This is a genomic window from Pseudomonas putida, assembly GCF_025905425.1.
In the GTDB taxonomy this organism is placed as follows: domain Bacteria; phylum Pseudomonadota; class Gammaproteobacteria; order Pseudomonadales; family Pseudomonadaceae; genus Aquipseudomonas; species Aquipseudomonas putida_AF.
The window spans coordinates 2830198-2848146 of record NZ_CP109603.1; the positions used below are offsets into that span (position 1 = coordinate 2830198).

At 63.1% G+C, this 17949-nt stretch carries 18 protein-coding genes; 9 read left to right on the top strand and 9 right to left on the bottom strand.

Features of this window, described 5'->3' with window-relative positions; translation table 11 throughout:
• Positions 1-12 precede the first annotated feature (12 nt).
• Entirely contained in the window at positions 13-525 is a 513-nt protein-coding gene (locus OGV19_RS12635; protein ID WP_264313684.1) for a nuclear transport factor 2 family protein, read from the bottom strand.
• A gap of 13 nt (positions 526-538) precedes the next feature.
• A complete protein-coding gene (locus OGV19_RS12640; RefSeq protein ID WP_264313685.1) occupies positions 539-1663 on the bottom strand; it encodes an amidase in 1125 nt (374 codons plus the stop codon).
• Between the two features lie 174 nt (positions 1664-1837).
• Here OGV19_RS12640 and OGV19_RS12645 point away from each other — a divergent pair, with 174 nt between their 5' ends.
• Complete coding sequence (locus tag OGV19_RS12645) at positions 1838-2317, top strand: MarR family winged helix-turn-helix transcriptional regulator (RefSeq protein ID WP_264313686.1); 480 nt, start codon at positions 1838-1840, stop codon at positions 2315-2317.
• Positions 2318-2345: 28 nt separating this feature from the next.
• Here OGV19_RS12645 and OGV19_RS12650 read toward each other — a convergent pair whose 3' ends face one another.
• The 7 genes from OGV19_RS12650 to iacA are packed head-to-tail and all read right to left on the bottom strand — an operon-like array spanning position 2346 to position 7951.
• Complete coding sequence (locus OGV19_RS12650) at positions 2346-2843, bottom strand: flavin reductase (RefSeq protein ID WP_264313687.1); 498 nt, start codon at positions 2841-2843, stop codon at positions 2346-2348.
• An 11-nt stretch (positions 2844-2854) separates the two neighbouring features.
• Positions 2855-3814: a PDR/VanB family oxidoreductase gene (locus tag OGV19_RS12655; RefSeq protein WP_264313688.1), complete on the bottom strand. Its 960-nt coding sequence runs from the start codon at positions 3812-3814 to the stop codon at positions 2855-2857.
• A gap of 49 nt (positions 3815-3863) precedes the next feature.
• Positions 3864-4616: an SDR family NAD(P)-dependent oxidoreductase gene (locus OGV19_RS12660; protein ID WP_264313689.1), complete on the bottom strand. Its 753-nt coding sequence runs from the start codon at positions 4614-4616 to the stop codon at positions 3864-3866.
• A gap of 10 nt (positions 4617-4626) precedes the next feature.
• Positions 4627-5103, bottom strand: a complete 477-nt coding sequence (locus OGV19_RS12665; protein ID WP_264313690.1) for an aromatic-ring-hydroxylating dioxygenase subunit beta — start codon at positions 5101-5103, stop codon at positions 4627-4629.
• Entirely contained in the window at positions 5103-6386 is a 1284-nt protein-coding gene (locus OGV19_RS12670; RefSeq protein WP_264313691.1) for an aromatic ring-hydroxylating oxygenase subunit alpha, read from the bottom strand. The genes OGV19_RS12665 and OGV19_RS12670 overlap by 1 nt, the downstream gene beginning before the upstream one ends.
• Before the next feature lie 15 nt (positions 6387-6401).
• Positions 6402-6764, bottom strand: coding sequence for a hypothetical protein (locus OGV19_RS12675; RefSeq protein WP_060393216.1), 363 nt, complete (start codon positions 6762-6764; stop codon positions 6402-6404).
• 17 nt (positions 6765-6781) lie between these two features.
• Positions 6782-7951: an indole-3-acetate monooxygenase gene (gene iacA, locus OGV19_RS12680; protein ID WP_264313692.1), complete on the bottom strand. Its 1170-nt coding sequence runs from the start codon at positions 7949-7951 to the stop codon at positions 6782-6784.
• 489 nt (positions 7952-8440) lie between these two features.
• Between iacA and OGV19_RS12685 the strand changes: the two genes are divergently transcribed.
• The 8 genes from OGV19_RS12685 (at position 8441) to OGV19_RS12720 (ending at position 17912) form a co-directional block, all read left to right on the top strand.
• The gene (locus tag OGV19_RS12685) at positions 8441-9391 is read left to right on the top strand and encodes a LysR family transcriptional regulator (protein ID WP_264313693.1); all 951 of its coding nucleotides are present in this window, start codon (positions 8441-8443) and stop codon (positions 9389-9391) included.
• 297 nt (positions 9392-9688) lie between these two features.
• Positions 9689-10624 (top strand): IS110 family transposase, encoded by a 936-nt coding sequence (locus tag OGV19_RS12690; RefSeq protein ID WP_264309880.1) that lies wholly within the window; start codon positions 9689-9691, stop codon positions 10622-10624.
• Between the two features lie 416 nt (positions 10625-11040).
• On the top strand, positions 11041-12324 hold the full coding sequence (locus OGV19_RS12695) for an aromatic ring-hydroxylating oxygenase subunit alpha (RefSeq protein ID WP_264313694.1): 1284 nt from the start codon (positions 11041-11043) through the stop codon (positions 12322-12324).
• Positions 12324-12800, top strand: a complete 477-nt coding sequence (locus OGV19_RS12700) for an aromatic-ring-hydroxylating dioxygenase subunit beta (RefSeq protein WP_264313695.1) — start codon at positions 12324-12326, stop codon at positions 12798-12800. Before OGV19_RS12695 ends, OGV19_RS12700 begins: the two co-directional genes overlap by 1 nt.
• A gap of 10 nt (positions 12801-12810) precedes the next feature.
• Positions 12811-13770, top strand: a complete 960-nt coding sequence (locus OGV19_RS12705) for a PDR/VanB family oxidoreductase (protein ID WP_264313696.1) — start codon at positions 12811-12813, stop codon at positions 13768-13770.
• 114 nt (positions 13771-13884) lie between these two features.
• Positions 13885-15129, top strand: a complete 1245-nt coding sequence (locus OGV19_RS12710; RefSeq protein WP_264313697.1) for an OprD family outer membrane porin — start codon at positions 13885-13887, stop codon at positions 15127-15129.
• Between the two features lie 22 nt (positions 15130-15151).
• Complete coding sequence (locus tag OGV19_RS12715) at positions 15152-16459, top strand: MFS transporter (protein ID WP_264313698.1); 1308 nt, start codon at positions 15152-15154, stop codon at positions 16457-16459.
• A 94-nt stretch (positions 16460-16553) separates the two neighbouring features.
• Complete coding sequence (locus tag OGV19_RS12720) at positions 16554-17912, top strand: spinster family MFS transporter (protein ID WP_264313699.1); 1359 nt, start codon at positions 16554-16556, stop codon at positions 17910-17912.
• Positions 17913-17949: the final 37 nt, after the last annotated feature.

Genomic DNA, 17949 nt, shown 5'->3' on the forward strand with positions numbered 1-17949 from the left:
CAGCAACAGTGACTACCGCTCAGGCACCGGCAACGGCGCCTCACTGTTCCACGCCGATACCGGCCGGCTGAACAGGTTCTCGGTCTGGAAATGCGCCATGCGCCACTGGCCCTCTTCCAACGCAAAGCGCACGGTCAGCCGGGCTGCATTGAGGTGCGAAGCGCCGTCGGCAAAGGTGCTGGTCTGCAACATCACCCAGCGCCCGAGCCCTTCCTCACCCACCACCTCGATGACCTCACTGGTCAAAAAGTGCACATTCAAGGCAAAGTGCGCCGGGGTTTTCATGTAGGTGGCGAACATCGCCCGGATCGCTTCGCGCCCGCGGTAGCCGCCAAAGCTCTCGGCGTACTTGGCGCCCTTGCCTTCCCATACCGCGTCACGGCAAAACAGCTGCGCCAGTTCATTGAGCGGGGAACTGGCATCGAGTTGGTCGCACAGCTCCATGTAGCGGTTGATGCAGACGCGGATGGCCTGCTGGTGTTCAAAGCTGAGCAGGCGGGCCTGGAGCTCGAGGATATCGGTCATCGCAATCGTGGCCTCAGTGATCGTTGCCGGCATACAGGTTCAGCAGCAGGCGTTCGGCCACCGCCAACAGTTTTTCGTCGGCGCCTTTGGCCGCCACCAGTTGCAGGCCAACCGGCAAACCCGCCTCGCTGCCCAGCGGAATGCTCAACGCCGGGTGCCCCGACAGGTTGAACGGCCGCACCAGCGAGGTCATGCCCAGCACGGCGCGGGTATCAGCGGCATCTTCCAGGCGCAGCGGAAAGTCCGGCATGGTCGGCAGGGCCAAAACATCGAAGTTGGCCAGGGCCTGGTCGACTTCCTCGGTAAACCGCTGACGCACCTGCTCAGCCTCAGCCAACGCCGTATCCGTGGTCTCCCCGGCTGCCGCCAGGCGCCCGGCGATATCGCTGCCGACCCTGCCGGTTTGCAGCAGATGGCCACAGCCTTCGAATGTCTCGCGGTTGATCACCACCATGCCGGCGTCGTAGGCGGCGCCAAAGTGCTTGAGTTCGACATTGCCCAAAGGCAGGCCGCTGGCGCTCAGCGCCCCGTGCACCACCTTGTGGATGGCGGCCTCGGCGGTTACCCGCAACACCCCAATGCGCGCTTTGGCCGGTACCTGGGCGGGGACGAAGCTGGGGTCGATCATGCTCATGGCGCGTACCAGCATCGGTAAGCTCGCCGCGAACGGGCCGACGCAATCGAGGCTGGTGCGGGCCGGCATCACGCCGTTACGGCTTACCCGGCCAAACGTTGGCTTAAGCCCGAACACACCACAGCAACAGGCCGGGACACGCACCGAGCCGCCGGTGTCCGTGCCCAGGCTGAAATCCGCCAGGCCTGCGGCCACCGCAGCCGCCGAGCCGCTCGACGAGCCACCGGGTATGCGCCCCGGAAAGCGCGGGTTGGCTGCGGTGCCGGTATAGCGGTTGATCCCGGTGGTGCCGAAAGCCAGTTCGTGCAGGCTGACCTTGCCGGTCAGCCGGGCCCCGGCGGCCAGCAACTGGCTGACGACGTCGGCATGGCGCTCGGCCAGCGGCGCGTCCTCCAACGCCTGGCTGCTGGCGCGGGTCGCGGTACCGGCGACATCGATGGTGTCCTTGACCACGACCCGGGGGCCGGTGCCGCCCAGATCAAGGGGTTCTACTATGATTGTCATTGTTGTGCAGCCCTCTTTAAGAATGGATGCCGGGCCTTGGCCCAGCCGACAAAATGCGGGCCAATTACTTGAAATGTCAACTGAATATTCCAGCATTATGCGCCCGCTTTACGGTAGCCAAATGCGCGGAAACGTCTATGATGTCGCGACTATTTCCGCACAAGTAGTGAATCGATGAGCAACTCGAAAAACAAAGGCCACAGCCATCACGACCCGGCCAGCGATGAATTTCGCAAGGAAGATTTCCCCTTCTACTGGCTGGCGCGCGTGCATGGCCGCTACACCCAGAACATGGAACGTCTACTCAAGAAGATCGACCTCGACGTGCCGCGCTGGCGCGTGCTGTGGATCCTCAATGAGAACGGTGAGTCGAGCATTTCCGAGATTTCCACCCATGCCATCGCCAAGCTGTCGACCATCACCAAGATCGTCTACCGCATGAAGGACGACGGGCTGGTCGATACCGCGCCAAGCCCGGAGGACGGGCGCGTGACCCAGGTGCGGATCACCGAGGTCGGCCTGCAGAACATCGAGCGCATGCAGGACGTGACACGGGATTTGTTCCAGCGCAGTTTCAAAGGGCTGACCGAGGCGCAGGTGCAGCGGCTGAACCGGATGCTGGAAGTGGTGTTTCATAACCTCGAAACGCCGTGAAACCTGGGGCCGCTTTACGGCCCCGTGTTCAGCAAGCCTTCGAAGCCTCGCACACCCGGTGATAGGCCCGGTTGAAATACACCAGCCCATCGTCCGCGCCGCCATGGCGGATATCCTGGATCTCGCAGTAGAAAATGCTGTGCGAGCCCACCTCATGCACCTGGGCAATGCGGCAGTCGAAGTTCACCAACGCCTCCTGCATCACCGGCGCACCGCTTTCCAGCACGGTCCAGTGGGTGGTCGCAAAGCGCTCTTCGGTGCTCAAGTTGCGGTTGGCAAACGCCCCCGACAGCTCCTGGTGAGTGCCGGCCAGCACGTTCACGCACAGCGCGCCGTTGGCCTTGAATTGCTCGTTGGAATACGAAGCGCGGTTCATGCACACCAGCAAGGTGGGCGGCGCGTCGGTCACGCTGCACACCGCCGAGGCGGTAAAGCCGAAACGCCCTGCGGGGCCGTCGGTAGTGATGACCGATACGGCGCCACCGAGCAGTGCCATTGCATTGCGAAACTGGTTTACGTCTACCATGGTCATGCTCCTCAGATATCCAGCACCAGCTTGTTGGACTTGGCCCGCGAGCAGCACACCAGAATCTGGTCGTTCGCGGCTTTCTCTTCATCGGTCAGGTACACATCGCGGTGGTCGGGTTCGCCTTCGAGCACCTCGCACATGCACGTCCCGCAAACACCCTGCTCGCAGGAAATATCGATCTTGATGCCGACCTGGGCGAGGGCTTCGAGGATGGTCTGCCCCTCGGCCACCTGCACGGTCTTGTTACTGCGCGCCGCCACCACTTCGAAACCTTGGCCGCTGCCATCGACCTCGACCTGGAAGTACTCCTTGTGGATCTGCTCTTCGGCATAACCCTGCCGACGCGCCCCTTCGATCACCCAGTCCATGAAACCGGACGGGCCACAGGTATACAGGTGGGTGCCTTGGCTGGGAGCGCCCAGCACGCCCTCCAGGTTCAGGCGCTGTGCCGGCGCTTCATCATCGAAGTGGGTCACCACCCGCGCGGCGAACGGCGCCGCCGCCAACGCATCGAGAAACGCACTGCGACTACGCGAGCGCCCGCAATAATGCAGTTCGAAATTCGCGCCCTTTTGGTACAGGGCGTGGGCCATGGCGATCATCGGCGTAATGCCGATACCGCCCCCCAGCAGGATCGAGCGGCTGGCCTGCGGCGCCAGCGGGAACAGGTTGCGTGGCGCGCTGATCTGCAGCTCGCGCCCTTCCAGCAACGTCTCGTGCACGCCCACCGAGCCGCCGCGTGACGCAGGGTCTTTCAGCACGCCCAGGCGATACACCGTGGCATCGGCCGGGTCACTGCACAGCGAGTACTGGCGCACCACGCCGGGCGCGACATGGATATCGACATGCGCGCCCGCCTCGAAGGCCGGCAACGCTGCGCCGTCGGCACGCCCCAGGTCGAGGACGACCACGTCGGCCCCTTGGATCTCGCGCTTGCGCACGACTACGTTCAACAATTGTTCATTCATGGCCGGTGTCCCGTGTGACGACAGGAGGCGCGCTGCGCCCCCGAAAAATTCAACGCATGAACAGGCCGCCGTTCACATCCCAGGTCGCCCCGGTGGTGAAGTAGGCCTCGGGCCGCGCCAACTGCACGATCAGGTCGCCCAGGAAACCGGCGTCCCCCAGGCGCTGGACCGGGATGTTCGCCAGCAACCCTGGCAGGCGTTCGGCAGGCACCGCGGCATGCACCGCCGGCGAATCGATCGGGCCGGGGGCGATGGCGTTGACCGTGACGCCACGGGCCGCGAATTCCTTGGCGAAGATCTTGGTCAGGGTGACGATCGCGCCCTTGCTCGCCGCGTAGTGGGCGCCGGTCGCGGTGCCACCGTTCTGCCCGGCCAGCGAAGCCATGTTGATGATCCGCCCGTAGCCGGCCTCGGCCAGGTGCGCGCCGAACACCTGGCAACCGAGGAACACACTGCGCAGGTTCAGCCCGACTACCGCGTCGAACTCTTCCGGGCTGATCTGCATCAGCGGCGTGGTCTTGGTCACGGCGGCGTTGTTGACCACCACGTGCAGGGCACCGAAATGCTCCAGCACCTGGGCCAGGGCCTGCTCGAAATCGGCCTTGCTGGCGACATCGAGCTTGACCGCCAGGGTGCGGCCGCCCTGCCCTGGTTGCCCGTGCAGCAGGTGTTCGGCGCTGGCCTGGGCAAGTGCCAGGTCTCGGTCCGAGACCACCACGTCAAAGCCTGCGGCAAGCAGTTGCGCGCAGAAGCGCTGGCCCAGGCCCTGGCCGGCGCCGGTTACCAATGCAACTTGGTTCATGGCCGGTTCCTCACAGGATGTAGCCGATACCGGCGAGGGTATCGTCACTGTTGATCAGGCTGATCACCTTGCGGTGGATCTTGAAACCGCCATCGGCCCGCACCAGGGTGTAGGTCAGGTCGGCGCTGTAGTGCTTGAGGCTTTCCTTGCGGAACTCGCGCACGTTTTGCGCACAGCGCACGGTGACGTTGACGCCGTCGTCGCCCAGTACCCTGAAGCGCGAGAGCGTGCGCACGGTGCGTGGTTGCGGGCTGGTGGAAATCGACTCGCCGCCGATCAACCGCTGTACCCGCAGGCCACGCATGTGGTGGTCGTCGTAGGCGTAGTTGAGGGTGTTCTCGTGGTCGCTCTCCTTCGGGTCGATGGGGATGATGTACGTGCCTTTTTCGGTCCACTGGCCCAGCCAGGTGTCGTACTCGCCGTGGTCGAGCATGTCGCCTTCCTGCCAGATGTAGGCTGTAACTTCGTTCAGTAGGTTCAGATCCATCACTTGCGCTCCGCCGTCATCATCTTCTTCCACTGCTGGTACGCCGCGCGCATGCCGGTTTCGGCGCTCACGTCAGAGACCAGGCCGTCTGCGCTGTGCTTCTCACCGGGCAGGCCACGGTTGAGCATGATCCACAGGTCTTCACCGGCACGGGCGCCTTTCTGCACCCGCTCCCAGGCTTCGGAATCGTCCGGGGTGCCGAAGCCCATCGGGCCCTGGAAGTGCTCGTGCAGGCGCAGGCGGTAGCGGTTGGCCGCAGCGGGGCCGCCGTCCATGGTGATCACCGAGTGGTGGATTTCGGTCTCGGTCACCGAGATCGGCTGCAGCACGCGGAAAAACGCCATCGAGCAAGCGACGTTGGGAAACAGGTTGAGGTTGAAGCCCGAGCCGCCGACGGCGCGGACGATACGGCGCACTTGCTGCTCGTCGATGCCTTCGTCGCGCAGCTCGGCGGCGAGGGATTCGAAGCGCTCGGGGATCGGTTTGTCGAGGTTGGCTTCCAGGTCCACCAGCTCCGGGATCATCACCATCACGCTGTGGCCGTTGCCCAGATCCTCGACGTAGCCGGGGCCTTTGACGAAGTCGAACAGCTCCAGGGTCTGCTCATCGACCGAGGACAGGAAGCTTTTGTGCACCAACGGGAAGTGGTAGGCGTCGGTGGTGTTTTCCAGCTGGATCTTCCAGTTGCCGGGGAAGCGGAAGCGGTGCTCGCCGGGGACCTTGATGCCGTAGCCGGCGCCTTGCTTCATGAACAGGTCAATCCACTTCTTGGCCGCACCGAGGAAGTCTTCGAGCGGTTCGATGTCGTCCTTGAAGGTGGCGAAGACCATGCCGGCGTAGCTTTCGGTGCGCAGGCTTACCAATGGCAGCTCGGCTTTGTCCAGGCAGTCGCCGTAGCTTTCCGGGTGGGGGATGCCGCGCAGCGAGCCGTCCAGGGCGTAGCCCCAGCCGTGGTAGGGGCAGACGAAGCTGTTGGTCTTGCCCTTCTTGTGCTCGCAGACGGTGGCGCCGCGATGGCGGCAGCGGTTGAGCAGCACGTTGATGGCCTTTTTGCGGTCACGCACGACGATCACCGGCTGCTTGCCGATGAAGGTGGTCTTGTAGCTGCCGGGCTCGGGCACTTCGCTCTCGTGGGCGACCCAGACCCAGGTGCTGTGGAAGATCTTCTGCAGTTCTGCGTCGAACAGGGCCGGGTCGGTGTAGAGGGAGGTGTGGACGCGGTCGGGCTGGACCAGCTCGGCCGGGTCGACCGTCAGGTTGACGGCGGGGATCAGGTTGCTCACGGTAGGCTCCTCTACTCAGGCGCGCTGGATGATCAGTTCACGGCCGACACGGGCCTCGACCTTGGCGTAGCGCCACAGCTTGTACGGCCCCTCGCCCACGGCCGTGGTGCGGAACAGGTTGCAGGCGGCGTGCACGGTCTCGATGTCCGGTACGTCGGCCAGCAGGTAGGTGGTCCAGGGGAAGCCGTCGGACGGGCCGACCATGCCTTGGTCATCGTCCATGTTGCCCAGCACGTTCACCCCGGCCAGGTCGTGGATGCCATTCCACATCGCGCTGAAGGCGGCCCATACCTGGAGCTGCTCCTCGCGGGGGGCATCGAAGAAGTTCTGGTTGATGCCCATGCAGAACAGCACACGCAACGCTTTCTTATCGTTCATGACAAATTTCCCGAAAGTTACAGGTAGCCCGGAAGGGGCTGTTTACCGAAGAACATCGCACCGGCGTTCTGGTAGGTGACGTCGCCCATGAAGGCGTGCTGGGTCACCACCTGCGCATCGTTGACGCAGCGGGCCAGCGGGCTTTCGTTGTAGATGCCGGTCATGCCCGAGAGCATCTGCGCGCTGCGCGCCACTTCGGCCGCCACACGGGCGGCATGGGTGGAGGACAGGCGCAACAGGTTGGTGACCTCGACCGGTACCGGGTCGCCCGCCAGCACGTGCTCCCAGGCACGTTCGATGGATTCGTAGAAGAACGCGCGCGCCGAGCGCAGTGCCGCTTCGGCCTTGGCCACATCGACCTGGGCCAGCGGCCGGTCGGCCAGGGCTGGGGCGCCGGTGACCGAGATGCGCCCACTGGCCATGCCCGACAGTTCGTCGAGCGCGGCGCGGGCGATGCCTAAGCCGACCACCGAGAGCACCTGGGTGGCGAACGACAGCGACGGATAGCGGAAGAACGGCTCGTCCAGGTTGGGCTTGCCGCCCCGCACGAAGGTCCACTGCTCGCCCACCACCACGTCCTCGACCACCAGGTCGTGGCTGCCGGTGCCGAGCAGGCCAACGGTGTCCCAGGTTTCTTCGATGCGCGCCTGCTGGCGCGGCATCACGGCCAGGCGCGGCAGGTCGAGCTTGTCGCCATTGCGCGGGGCAATACCGACACCCACGATGTCCGCGCCCATGGACCCGCTGGAGTACTTCCAGCGGCCGTTGACCTTGAAGCCGCCAGGCACGATCTCGGCCGGTTGCGGCGGGAAGATCCCACCGGCGAACACCGTGTCGGGGCTGTTGCCGTAGATCTCGGCGATGGTCTCCAGCGGCAGCGCCGCCAGGTACACGGGGCTCATGCCGAAGCTGGCCACCCAGCCGGCAGAGCCGTCTGCATGGGAGATACGTTCGATCATTTCACAGAAGGCGCCCGGCGAGCACTCAAGCCCACCGAAGCGCTTTGGCACCAGGGCGCGGTACACGCCATGGGCCTTGAACGCGTCGATCACATCGCGGGATATGTAGCGCTGGCGATCGAACTCACCGAGGCGAGCACGATCACGAACACCGTCAAGCAAGGCCTCGAAGGCAGGGCCAGAGGCGAGCGCCGACACAGGCGCGGCACGCAGGCAAAGCGAATCCATGGACATTCTCCGTCTCAGGCGCGGTTTTTGTACTGATGCTTGTAGGAGGCGTTGGCTGGGCTTGGGGAAGGCAAGCACTGGCCATACAGAGGGGCGAAGGCAGGTTCGGGCGGCATGGTCTGTCTCTCTTGTTTTAGGTGCCGGTGACAAATATTTGCGGCGATTTACGTGAATTGTCAATTGAATTTTCACGCTAAAACAGGAGAAAAAATTGCACGAAGCGAACAGATAAGTCGCAAATTAATTGCCTATCTTCATGATTTAAATGAATTTAAAGGCCTTCAAAAGCAGGTTTCGACGCCGCTAAAAAAACTAAAGACTCGCGCTAATATCACGAAAAATTTATAGCGCCTTTTTCACATGATTTCGGACAGAAAAAAACGCGTGTAGGATGGCCTGGCATGGAGCGCGACAACGCCGGCCACCCGCGCCGAACACACAAAAAAAACACCAAGCCAGCGCCCCACCAGGATCGATGGGGACACGCCAATGCCTGCCGTGATTACCCCCGAGGTCGAGGTTATGCCTACCCGCCATATCGATCTGCAGGACCATCGCCTGCGTTACCTGCACCTGAGCCATGACAAGGGCTCCATGCGCGCCGCTGCCGAAGTGCTCGGCGTCGCCACCTCATCGGTCAGCCGGCAAATTGCCCGGCTGGAAGAAGAACTGGGCATCGAACTGGTACGCCCCGGCACCCACCGCATCAGCCTGACCACCGCTGGCGAGGCCGCCGTGGACTACTACATCGAGCGCATTCGCCAGCACGCGCTGCTGGTCGACCGCCTGGACGCATTGCGCGCCCGCCAGCAAGCCTCGACGGTAATCGCCATCGGCGAAGGCCTGCTGGGTGCCAGGGCGATCAATTCGCTGCAGGGCTTTTTGCACGCACACAATGCGCACAAGGCCGAAATCATCAGCGCCCCGTCATTGGAGGTGCAGCGCATGGTGATGAACGACGAGGCGCACCTCGGCGTGGTCTTTGCGCCTAACGCTTCAGCCCGCTTGACGCGCCTGTTCAGCCTGGCGCAGCCATTGCGGATGATTGTTCACCGTGACAGCCGAATGGCCGAGCGCTCCACGGTCAGCTTGGCCGAGGTGGCCCGCGAATCACTGGTGCTGCCCGGCGCCAACTTCCGCGTGCGGGAGCTGGCAGATGCCGCCTGCAAGGACCAGCCGTTCGACATCGTGCCTACCCTCACCTCCAACTCCCTGGCGGTGATTCTCGACTTCGTCCGCTCGGGTTTGGGCGCGACCTTGCTGGCCGAACTGCCGATCATCGACGAGCTCAAGAGCGGTACTTTCAAGGCCCTGGCCATTGATTGCGAGGCAATGAATGCGACCGATATCCAGATCGTCACGCGCCGTGGGCGAACCCTGGATGGGATGAGCCGGGAGTTGGCGACCGAGATGGCCAAGGCGGTGCGGATGGCGTTGTGAGGGTTGCCTTGGGGGTTGCCTTGGTTTTTGTGGTGCGGCGGATATCGAGCGCCGCCCGCGCGGCGCTTCGCGGGGCAAGCCCGCTTGTGTCTTGGAGAGGGAATAGAATCTGAAGTGAGAGCGGTGAATGGCAAGCTGATAGCCCGAGGTGCCCAGAGCACGTGTGGGAGCAAAAGCTGCCATTCACCGTTCCACTTTGGCGAGAGCCCGAACAGTTGGATGAGGGGCGTAATCTCGAATCACAAGCGTGGGCCAAGCCAAAGCGCTCTCACTCCTTGAGTTTAAGAGGGTTTGGCCATGTCTTCCTCTGTCGGCATCGATGTTTCCAGTGCCACACTTGCTGTTCACATCCGTCCTGAGGGGGTGAACTTCAGTGTTTCCAATGACTTGAAGGGATTCCAACTGCTCGTCGAAAAGCTTGGCGAGTATGCAATTTCAATGGTCTTGCTCGAAGCTACCGGTGGCTACGAGTGCAATGTCCTCAAAGCGCTGCAGGATGCCGATTTTCCGGTTTGCCGGATCAATCCCAGTCGTGCCCGGGACTTTGCCAAGTCGATGGGTAAACGCGCCAAGACCGATCCCATTGACGCAGCTGTTTTGGCTCACCTGGCTGAAGTTATGCCCCCACGGCCTTGCCAGGTGATGACACCCGAGCGGGCTTTGCTGCGCGAACTGCTTATGCAGCGGGATCGCTTCGTCCAACAGCGCGACGATGACAAGCGGCGCCTGAAGCAGGCGCGGGCTCCCAGTGTTTGTTTGCGGTTGGAACAACACATCGCCTATCTGAAGGGTGAAATTCGAGCGCTGGAACAAGAGATCGCACAGCAGGCAGCAGCTTTGCCTGATGATCGGGTTAAACAGCTCACTCAAGTCAAAGGAATTGGTCTGATTACTGCCGGAAAGCTGATGGCCTTGCTGCCAGAGCTGGGCCAGGTGGATAAGAAGGAAATTGCCGCCTTGGTCGGTGTTGCGCCGTTCAACCAGGACAGCGGCAAGCAGTCGGGCAAGCGTTCAATCTGGGGGGGACGCTCACAAGTCAGGCGGGCGCTCTATATGGCCTGCTGGGTGGTGATACGGCACAACAAGGACTTCTGCGAGCGCTACAAAGCACTGCGAGCCCAGGGGAAGTGCGCGAAAGTATCGGTGGTGGCGTGTATGCGAGTATTGATAGTGAGGCTAAATGCGATGCTCAAGACCGGAACGCCCTGGAAGGAGCAAATAGCTCATTCGTAGGAGCAAGCCTTGCTGGCGATGCCCGGCACAGCCGGGCCTGGGGCGCTACGCGCCCCATCGCCGGCAAGGCCAGCTTCCACAAGAAGACAGTTGCTCCCACATTTGTTTCGGGCCAGTCATGCCTGTGAAGGCGGCGCGCGACCGCCTTGTTGGCCCGACTCGATATTGAGGTAGGCGCCAAGGGGCCGCGCGCCAATGCCCCAGGAATGATTGGCCCGAAACAAATGTGGGAGCGGGCTTGCCCCGCGAAGCGCCGCGCGGGCGGCGCTCGATTTCCGCCCCCACAAAAAAACAACGCCGAACGCATCGCCCCCCGTTGCAAAAAACGCAACAACATTGCCCCCCCCTGTCATTGAGCCCCACCCCCCTGCCCTTTAGCGTTGCTCCCATAAGAAAACGCCCCATAGGTGACCCCCGTGAGCAACCTGATCCCCGCCGTCAACCTGACGGTCGACCCGGCCGAGCTGGTCCAGCCCGACCGCGTCCACACCTCCCTCTACACCGACCCGGCCCTGTTCGACGCCGAACTGCAGAAGATCTTTCACAGCACCTGGGTCTGGGTCGCCCACGAGAGCGAAGTGCCCGAGCCCGGCAGCTACAAGACCACCTTCATCGGCAAGCAGCCGGTGATCGTCGTGCGTGACCGCAAAAAGGCCATCAACGTGCTGCTCAACCGCTGCCGCCATCGCGGCGCCACCGTCTGCGAGCACAAGAAGGGCAAGACCAACAGCTTCGTCTGCCCCTACCACGGCTGGGGCTACGCCCTGGACGGCTCGCTGCGCGGCATCCCCCACCCGGAAAGCTACGGCGACTGCCTGGACAAAGCCGAGCTGCCATTGGTAAGCCTGCGCACCGAAAGCTACGCCGGCATGGTCTTCGCCACCTTCAAGGACGACATCGAACCGCTCGAAGACTTCCTCGGTGCGGCCAAGAAGTGGATTGACCTGTTCATGAAGCAAGGCGCCGGCTACGGCATCAAGGTCCCCGGCGAGCACCGCTTCCGCTTCCCCGGCAACTGGAAGATCCAGCTGGAAAACACCACCGACGCCTACCACTTCCCGTTGGTGCACAAAAGCTTCCTGTCCTCGGTCGATGAGCAGACCCTGGAGCTGTTCGACTTCGTCAAAGGCCCCGGCTACGTCGAGGATCTGGGCAACGGCCACAGCGTGATGGTGATGATCCCGGAGCTGGTGGACCTGGAAGCCAACCTCGACAAACCGATCCCCGAGCGCTTCGAATCCCTCGCCGCCGAGCTGCGCGACGAAGGCATCGACGAGCAGCAAGTGCGCCGTATCGTCCGCGCCGTCGGTGGCTCGGGCTTCAACCTCAACCTGTTCCCCAACGTCGCTTGCTCGATGGCGTTCTTCCGCGTGCTGCAGCCGATCTCGGTGACCGAGACCGAAATCCACCACTCGGTGATCACCATGGACGGCGGCCCGGCTGCGGCCAACCGCTACCGCCTGCGCCTGCACGAGCACTTCCAGGGCCCGATGGGCTTCGGCACCCCGGACGATTCCGAAGCCTGGGAGCGGGTGCAGAAAGGCGCCCGTGCCGGTGAAGACCTGTGGATCATGCTCAACCGCGGCCTGCCCGGTGAGAAGCCCAGCGCAGACGGCCTGGTCTCTGACGTGAGCGCCGAAACCGGCATGCGCGCGGCGTACCAGCAGTGGAAGAAGATGATGACGGCGGAGCGCAAGTGATGGATCTGAACCTACTGAACGAAGTTACCGCCTTCATCTGGCAGGAAGGCGACATGCTCGACCACGGCGAGTACGACACCTGGCTGGGCCAGTGGACCGAAAAAGGCACGTACATCATCCCCATCGACCCGAAGGAGAGCGACCACGAGAACACCCTCAACTACGCCTACGACGACCACCACATGCGTGGCCTGCGGGTACAGCGGCTGATCGGCGGCGAGTCGATTTCCACCAGCCCGCAACCGCGCACCGTGCGCACGATTTCGCGCTTCAGGGTGCTGGGCGACGACGGCGTCAACGTCACCGTGCGCTGCGCGCAGAACGTGCGCGAGTTCCGCAAGGAAAGCCTCAAGCACTACAGCGCCGACCTGACCTACACCCTGGTGCGGGCGGCGGGCGGTTTCAAGATCCACCGCAAGGTGATCAGCCTGATCAACAGTGACGATACCCTCGCCGGTATCGGCTACATCCTCTAGGGCCTCGACCATGAGCGAACAACTGCTCGATGTGATCGTGCAAGCCCGCGAGGTGCAAGGCGGCGACGTGGTGGTGCTGGAGCTCGCCGCAGTCGATGGCCAGGTCCTGCCGCGTTTTGCGGCAGGTGCCCACGTGGACCTGCACCTGGCGCCCGACCTGGTGCGGCAGTATTCGCTGTGCGGCGACCCCGCGCAGGCCAATGTCTACCGCCTTGGCGTGCTCAAGGACACGCAGTCCCGCGGCGGCTCGGTGGCCGTGCACCAGCAGTTGCAGCCCGGCACACCGATGCGCATCAGCGCGCCGCGCAACCTGTTCCCGCTGGCTGGCGATGCCACACGATCGATCCTGCTGGGCGGTGGCATCGGGATCACCCCGATGATCGCCATGGCCCACGCCCTGCATGCCCAAGGCCAGCCGTTCGAACTGCATTACCGTGGCCGCTCGCGCAGCCGCTGCGCCTTCGTCGACGAATTGCTAGCCGCGCCGTTTGCAGCCAGCGTCTTCACCCATTTCAGCGATGAAAGCCCTGAGCAGCAGCTGGACCTGACCCAGGTGCTGGGCCCCGCCACGCCTGGCGTGCACCTGTATACCTGCGGTCCGACGGGCTTCATGGACTGGGTGATCGAAGGCGCACGCCAGCAAGGCTACGACGACACGCACATCCACCACGAGTACTTCCAGGCCGAGGTCGACACCTCGGGCGGCAGCTTCGAGGTGGTCGCCGCACGCAGCGGCAAGACCGTGCAGGTGCAGGAAGGCCAGCCGCTGACCGCTGCCCTGCGCAGCGTCGGGATCAAGGTCGAGGTGTCGTGCGAGCAAGGCGTGTGCGGCACCTGCCTGTGCGACGTGCTCGAAGGCGAACCCGACCACCGTGACCACTACCTGACCGAAGAGGAAAAACTCACCAACGAACAGATCGTACTGTGCTGTTCCCGGGCGCGCGGCAAGCGCCTGGTGCTGGATATCTGAAAAACAAAAACAAAAACAATACGTGACAGACAAGCGGGCGCAAGACCTGCAGCCCTTCTGCCCAGTTGCACGACTGCCCAGGACTTGTACTGATCACACTTCCAGGATTACCCCATGGAACTCAAATGGCCGTTGCGTGCGAAACCGTTTTGCTTGTGTGTGGGCGCCGTATTACCCCTGACGTGCCTGGCCGATGTGGTGGATGACAGCCACCTCTCGCTCAATTTCAGAAACCTTTACCTGAACCGTAATTTCACCAACCCCAGTGCCCCGGTGTCCAAGGTCGGCAACTGGTCGCAGGGCTTCGACCTGCAATTCGAGTCCGGCTACACCGACACCCCGCTGGCAGTGGGCCTCGACCTCAATGGCCAGTACGCCGTGCGCCTGGACTCTACCGGCAACGATGGCTCGTTGCCCTTCAGCAAACACCGCCAACAGGCCGCCGACGACTATAGCCGCGGCGGCGCGACCCTGAAGCTCAAGTACGCCAAGACCAAGGTGTTGATCGGCGACCAGAAGCCCTTCTACCCGGTCGCCTCCAACGACCCCAGCCGCCAGCTCGACACCATCTACCAAGGTGCTGTGATCGAATCACGCGACATCGACAACCTGACCCTGGTCGGCGGGCGCTTCTGGTCCATCGTCACCCGCGAGTCATCCAACCACGAGCGCCTGTACCGCTTTGGCACGCGCGACGACCTGGACAGCGATGGCCTGGACTTCGCCGGCGCCACCTACGCCCTGACCCCAGACCTGCAAGCCAGCTACTTCCATGGCGTGCTCAACGACATCTACAAGCAGGACTACGGCGGCATCAAGCATGCCCTGAAGTTCGCCGACGGCTACCAGTTGAAAACCGACGTGGGTTACTTCAACAACCGTGAAGACGGTGCCGCACGCAGTGGCGCCGTGGACAACCGCGCCTACTTCGGCCTGATCACCCTGGAAAAAAGCGGGCACATGCTGGGGGTGAGCTACCAGCGCATGACCGGCGACACCGTGTTCCCGACATTGAACGGCTACGTGCCACAGCTGTGGCTGCCGAACTGGGCGGGCCTGCCCTTCATTCGCCCGGACGAACGCAGCTGGTCGGTGCGCTATGGCTACAACTTCGCCGCCATGGGCCTGCCCGGGCTCAAGCTGTTCACCCGCTACATCAAAGGCACCGACATCGACCGCGGCCCGGGCCTTGCACGGGATCAGGAGAGCGAGCGCGACATCATGCTCAGCTACGTGGTCCAGAGCGGCCCGCTCAAGGACCTGGCCTTCGACCTGAAAAACATGCGTACCCAGCAAACCTACGGCAACGACTACAACGAGTATCGCCTGATCACTTCCTACACCTGGAAGTTCTGGTGACCGGCCCGCATGGAGATGGCTCATGAGTAACCTGAACACCAGCATCACCCGCGATACCGACCCGCGCACCATGCGCCGCATCGTCATCGCTTCGGTCCTGGGCAATGCCCTGGAATGGTATGACTTCTTCCTTTATGGCACGGCGGCGGCGCTGATTTTCGCCCCGCTGTTCTTCCCCGCCGGCACCGACCCGGTGCTCGGCACCATGGCCTCGTTCGCAGGCTTTGCCGTGGGCTTTTTAGCACGCCCGCTGGGTGGCCTGATCTTCGGCCACATCGGCGACAAGGCCGGGCGCAAGAAGGCCCTGGTGATGACCCTGGCGATCATGGGCGCGGCAACCTTTGCCATGGGCCTGCTGCCAACTTTCGAACAGGTCGGCTACCTCGCCCCCGCCTGCCTGGTGATCCTGCGCGTGCTGCAAGGCGTTGCCTCAGGCGGCGAATGGGGTGGCGGCGTGCTGCTGCTGAGCGAGAACGCGCCCAAGGACCGCGTCGGGTTCTATGCGGCCTGGAGCCAGCTGGGGGTTTCCGGCGGGTTCGTGTTGTCTGCTGCAGCGTTCTACCTGGTGCAGATGCTGCCCGTCGAAGACATGATGAGCTGGGGTTGGCGAGTGCCGTTTCTGGCCAGCATCCTGATCTTTGGCGTGGGGGTGTACATCCGCCGTCGCCTGCCAGAGAGCAAAGCCTTCGTCGAGGAGCAGGCCCAGCCGGACAAGCCCGAGCACATGCCGGCCATGGAAGTGCTGCGCAACCACCCCAAGGCGGTGCTGCAGGCCATGGGTATCCGCATCGCCGAAAACGGCAGTGCCTACCTGTTCCTGGCCTTCACCATCGCCTACGCCAAGTTTACCGGGCTGGATACGCAGCTGGTGCTGGCCAGCGTGATGGTAGCGATGATCGTCGAGGCCGGCACCATCGTGTTCTGGGGTTGGCTGTCGGACATCATTGGCCGGCGGGTGGTGTATGCCATCGGCTCGGTCGGTTTGATGGTGCTGGCGTTCCCGTTCTTCTGGATGCTCGATACCCATTCACCGGTGTGGGTGTACCTGGCGGCGTTGCTGGGCATGGCCTTCTGTCACGGGGCAATGATCGGCACCCAGCCAGCGCTGATGGGTGAGCTGTTCCCGGCCAAGGTGCGCTATTCGGGGCTAGCCATGGGGCACGAGATTGCCTCGATCTTCTCGGGCGGCCTGGCGCCACTGGCGGCAACGGCACTGTTCAGTATTTACAAGGATGCCTGGCCAGTGTCGGTGATGCTCATGGTGATGGGCGCGATCACCACCCTGGCGGTGATTTCCATCAAGCCACAGGCCGCTGCAGAAAATAACTGACCCAGTGGGTAGCCCCTTCGCAGGAGCGGCCTTGGGCTGCGAAGGGGCCATCAGGCTGTCCACATCAGGGCTGTCCAATCAGGAAGTCACGAACATGAATACCCTGACCGAAGCGCAACACCTCAAGCACACCCAAAAACGTTACGTCTACGAATGGTATGTGGTCATCTTGTGCATGGTGGCCTATATCTTCTCGTTCGTTGACCGGCAGATCCTGGCGCTGATGATCGAGCCGATCAAAGCCGACCTGCAACTGAGCGACACCCAGTTCAGCCTGCTGCACGGCCTGGCGTTCTCGCTGTTCTACGCCTTCATGGGCATGCCCATCGCCTACCTGGCCGACCGCTTCTCGCGGCCACGCATCATCGCAGTCGGGGTGATTTTCTGGAGCTTTGCCACCGCCGCCTGCGGCCTGAGCAAGAACTTCACGCAGATGTTCCTCGCCCGTATCGGCGTGGGAGTCGGCGAAGCGGCCTTGTCACCTTCAGCCTACTCGATGTTCAGCGACCTGTTCCCCAAGGAGAAGCTCGGCCGCGCAGTGGGCATCTACTCCATCGGCTCGTTCGTCGGTGGCGGCATCGCCTTTCTGGTTGGTGGCTACGTGATCACCTTGCTCAAGGACGCGCAAACCATCGAGGTGGCCTTCCTTGGCGCCATGAAGGCCTGGCAGCTGGCATTCTTCATCGTCGGCCTGCCTGGTGTGATCGTTGGCCTGCTGATCTGGCTGACCGTGCGCAACCCGCAGCGCAAGGGCGCGCAGCTGGATGCCGACGGTAACGTGCGCAAGGTGAAGCTCACCGATGGCCTGCGCTTCATCGGCCGTCACCGGGCGACCTTCAGCTGCCACTACCTGGGCTTTTCGTTCTACGCCATGGCGCTGTTCTGCATGATGAGCTGGACACCGGCGCTGTACATCCGCAAGTTCGGCATGAGCCCGGAACAGGCCGGCTTCATGCTCGGCACCATCCTGCTGCTGGCCAACACCACCGGCGTGGTATTCGGCGGCTGGCTGACCGACCACCTGGCCAAGCGTGGGCGCAGCGATGCGGCCATGCGCACCGGGGTGATCGGCGCGCTGGGCATGATCGTGCCCGCCGTGCTGTATTCGCAGGTGGATCAGTTGTGGCTGTCGGTGACCTTGCTGGTGCCGGCCATGTTCTTCGCCTCGTTCCCCATGCCAGCGTCCACTGCGGCCATGCAGATCCTCTCGCCGAACCAGGTGCGTGCGCAGGTATCGGCGGTGTTCCTGCTGATCAGCAACCTGCTAGGGCTGGGGTTGGGGACTACGCTGGTGGCGCTGATCACCGACCGCTACTTTGGCGTACCGGCAGCGGTTGGTTCTTCGATGTCGATCGTCAGCTTCGTCGCATCGTTGCTGGCCATCGTGTTGCTGGCCAAAGGCTGCAAGTGCTTCCGGCACAGCATGCAACGTGAGCACCCCGTCGGGGCCTGAGGCTTGGGCCTCAAGCCTTGAAGCGTTGAATACTGCC

Bases quoted from the DNA above. Each gene is read 5' to 3' on its own strand.
- OGV19_RS12635 (WP_264313684.1), bottom strand. From the start codon at position 525: ATGACCGATATCCTCGAGCTCCAGGCCCGCCTGCTCAGCTTTGAACAC.
- OGV19_RS12640 (WP_264313685.1), bottom strand. From the start codon at position 1,663: ATGACAATCATAGTAGAACCCCTTGATCTGGGCGGCACCGGCCCCCGG.
- OGV19_RS12645 (WP_264313686.1), top strand. From the start codon at position 1,838: ATGAGCAACTCGAAAAACAAAGGCCACAGCCATCACGACCCGGCCAGC.
- OGV19_RS12650 (WP_264313687.1), bottom strand. From the start codon at position 2,843: ATGGTAGACGTAAACCAGTTTCGCAATGCAATGGCACTGCTCGGTGGC.
- OGV19_RS12655 (WP_264313688.1), bottom strand. From the start codon at position 3,814: ATGAATGAACAATTGTTGAACGTAGTCGTGCGCAAGCGCGAGATCCAA.
- OGV19_RS12660 (WP_264313689.1), bottom strand. From the start codon at position 4,616: ATGAACCAAGTTGCATTGGTAACCGGCGCCGGCCAGGGCCTGGGCCAG.
- OGV19_RS12665 (WP_264313690.1), bottom strand. From the start codon at position 5,103: ATGGATCTGAACCTACTGAACGAAGTTACAGCCTACATCTGGCAGGAA.
- OGV19_RS12675 (WP_060393216.1), bottom strand. From the start codon at position 6,764: ATGAACGATAAGAAAGCGTTGCGTGTGCTGTTCTGCATGGGCATCAAC.
- iacA (WP_264313692.1), bottom strand. From the start codon at position 7,951: ATGGATTCGCTTTGCCTGCGTGCCGCGCCTGTGTCGGCGCTCGCCTCT.
- OGV19_RS12685 (WP_264313693.1), top strand. From the start codon at position 8,441: ATGCCTGCCGTGATTACCCCCGAGGTCGAGGTTATGCCTACCCGCCAT.
- OGV19_RS12690 (WP_264309880.1), top strand. From the start codon at position 9,689: ATGTCTTCCTCTGTCGGCATCGATGTTTCCAGTGCCACACTTGCTGTT.
- OGV19_RS12700 (WP_264313695.1), top strand. From the start codon at position 12,324: ATGGATCTGAACCTACTGAACGAAGTTACCGCCTTCATCTGGCAGGAA.
- OGV19_RS12705 (WP_264313696.1), top strand. From the start codon at position 12,811: ATGAGCGAACAACTGCTCGATGTGATCGTGCAAGCCCGCGAGGTGCAA.
- OGV19_RS12710 (WP_264313697.1), top strand. From the start codon at position 13,885: ATGGAACTCAAATGGCCGTTGCGTGCGAAACCGTTTTGCTTGTGTGTG.
- OGV19_RS12715 (WP_264313698.1), top strand. From the start codon at position 15,152: ATGAGTAACCTGAACACCAGCATCACCCGCGATACCGACCCGCGCACC.
- OGV19_RS12720 (WP_264313699.1), top strand. From the start codon at position 16,554: ATGAATACCCTGACCGAAGCGCAACACCTCAAGCACACCCAAAAACGT.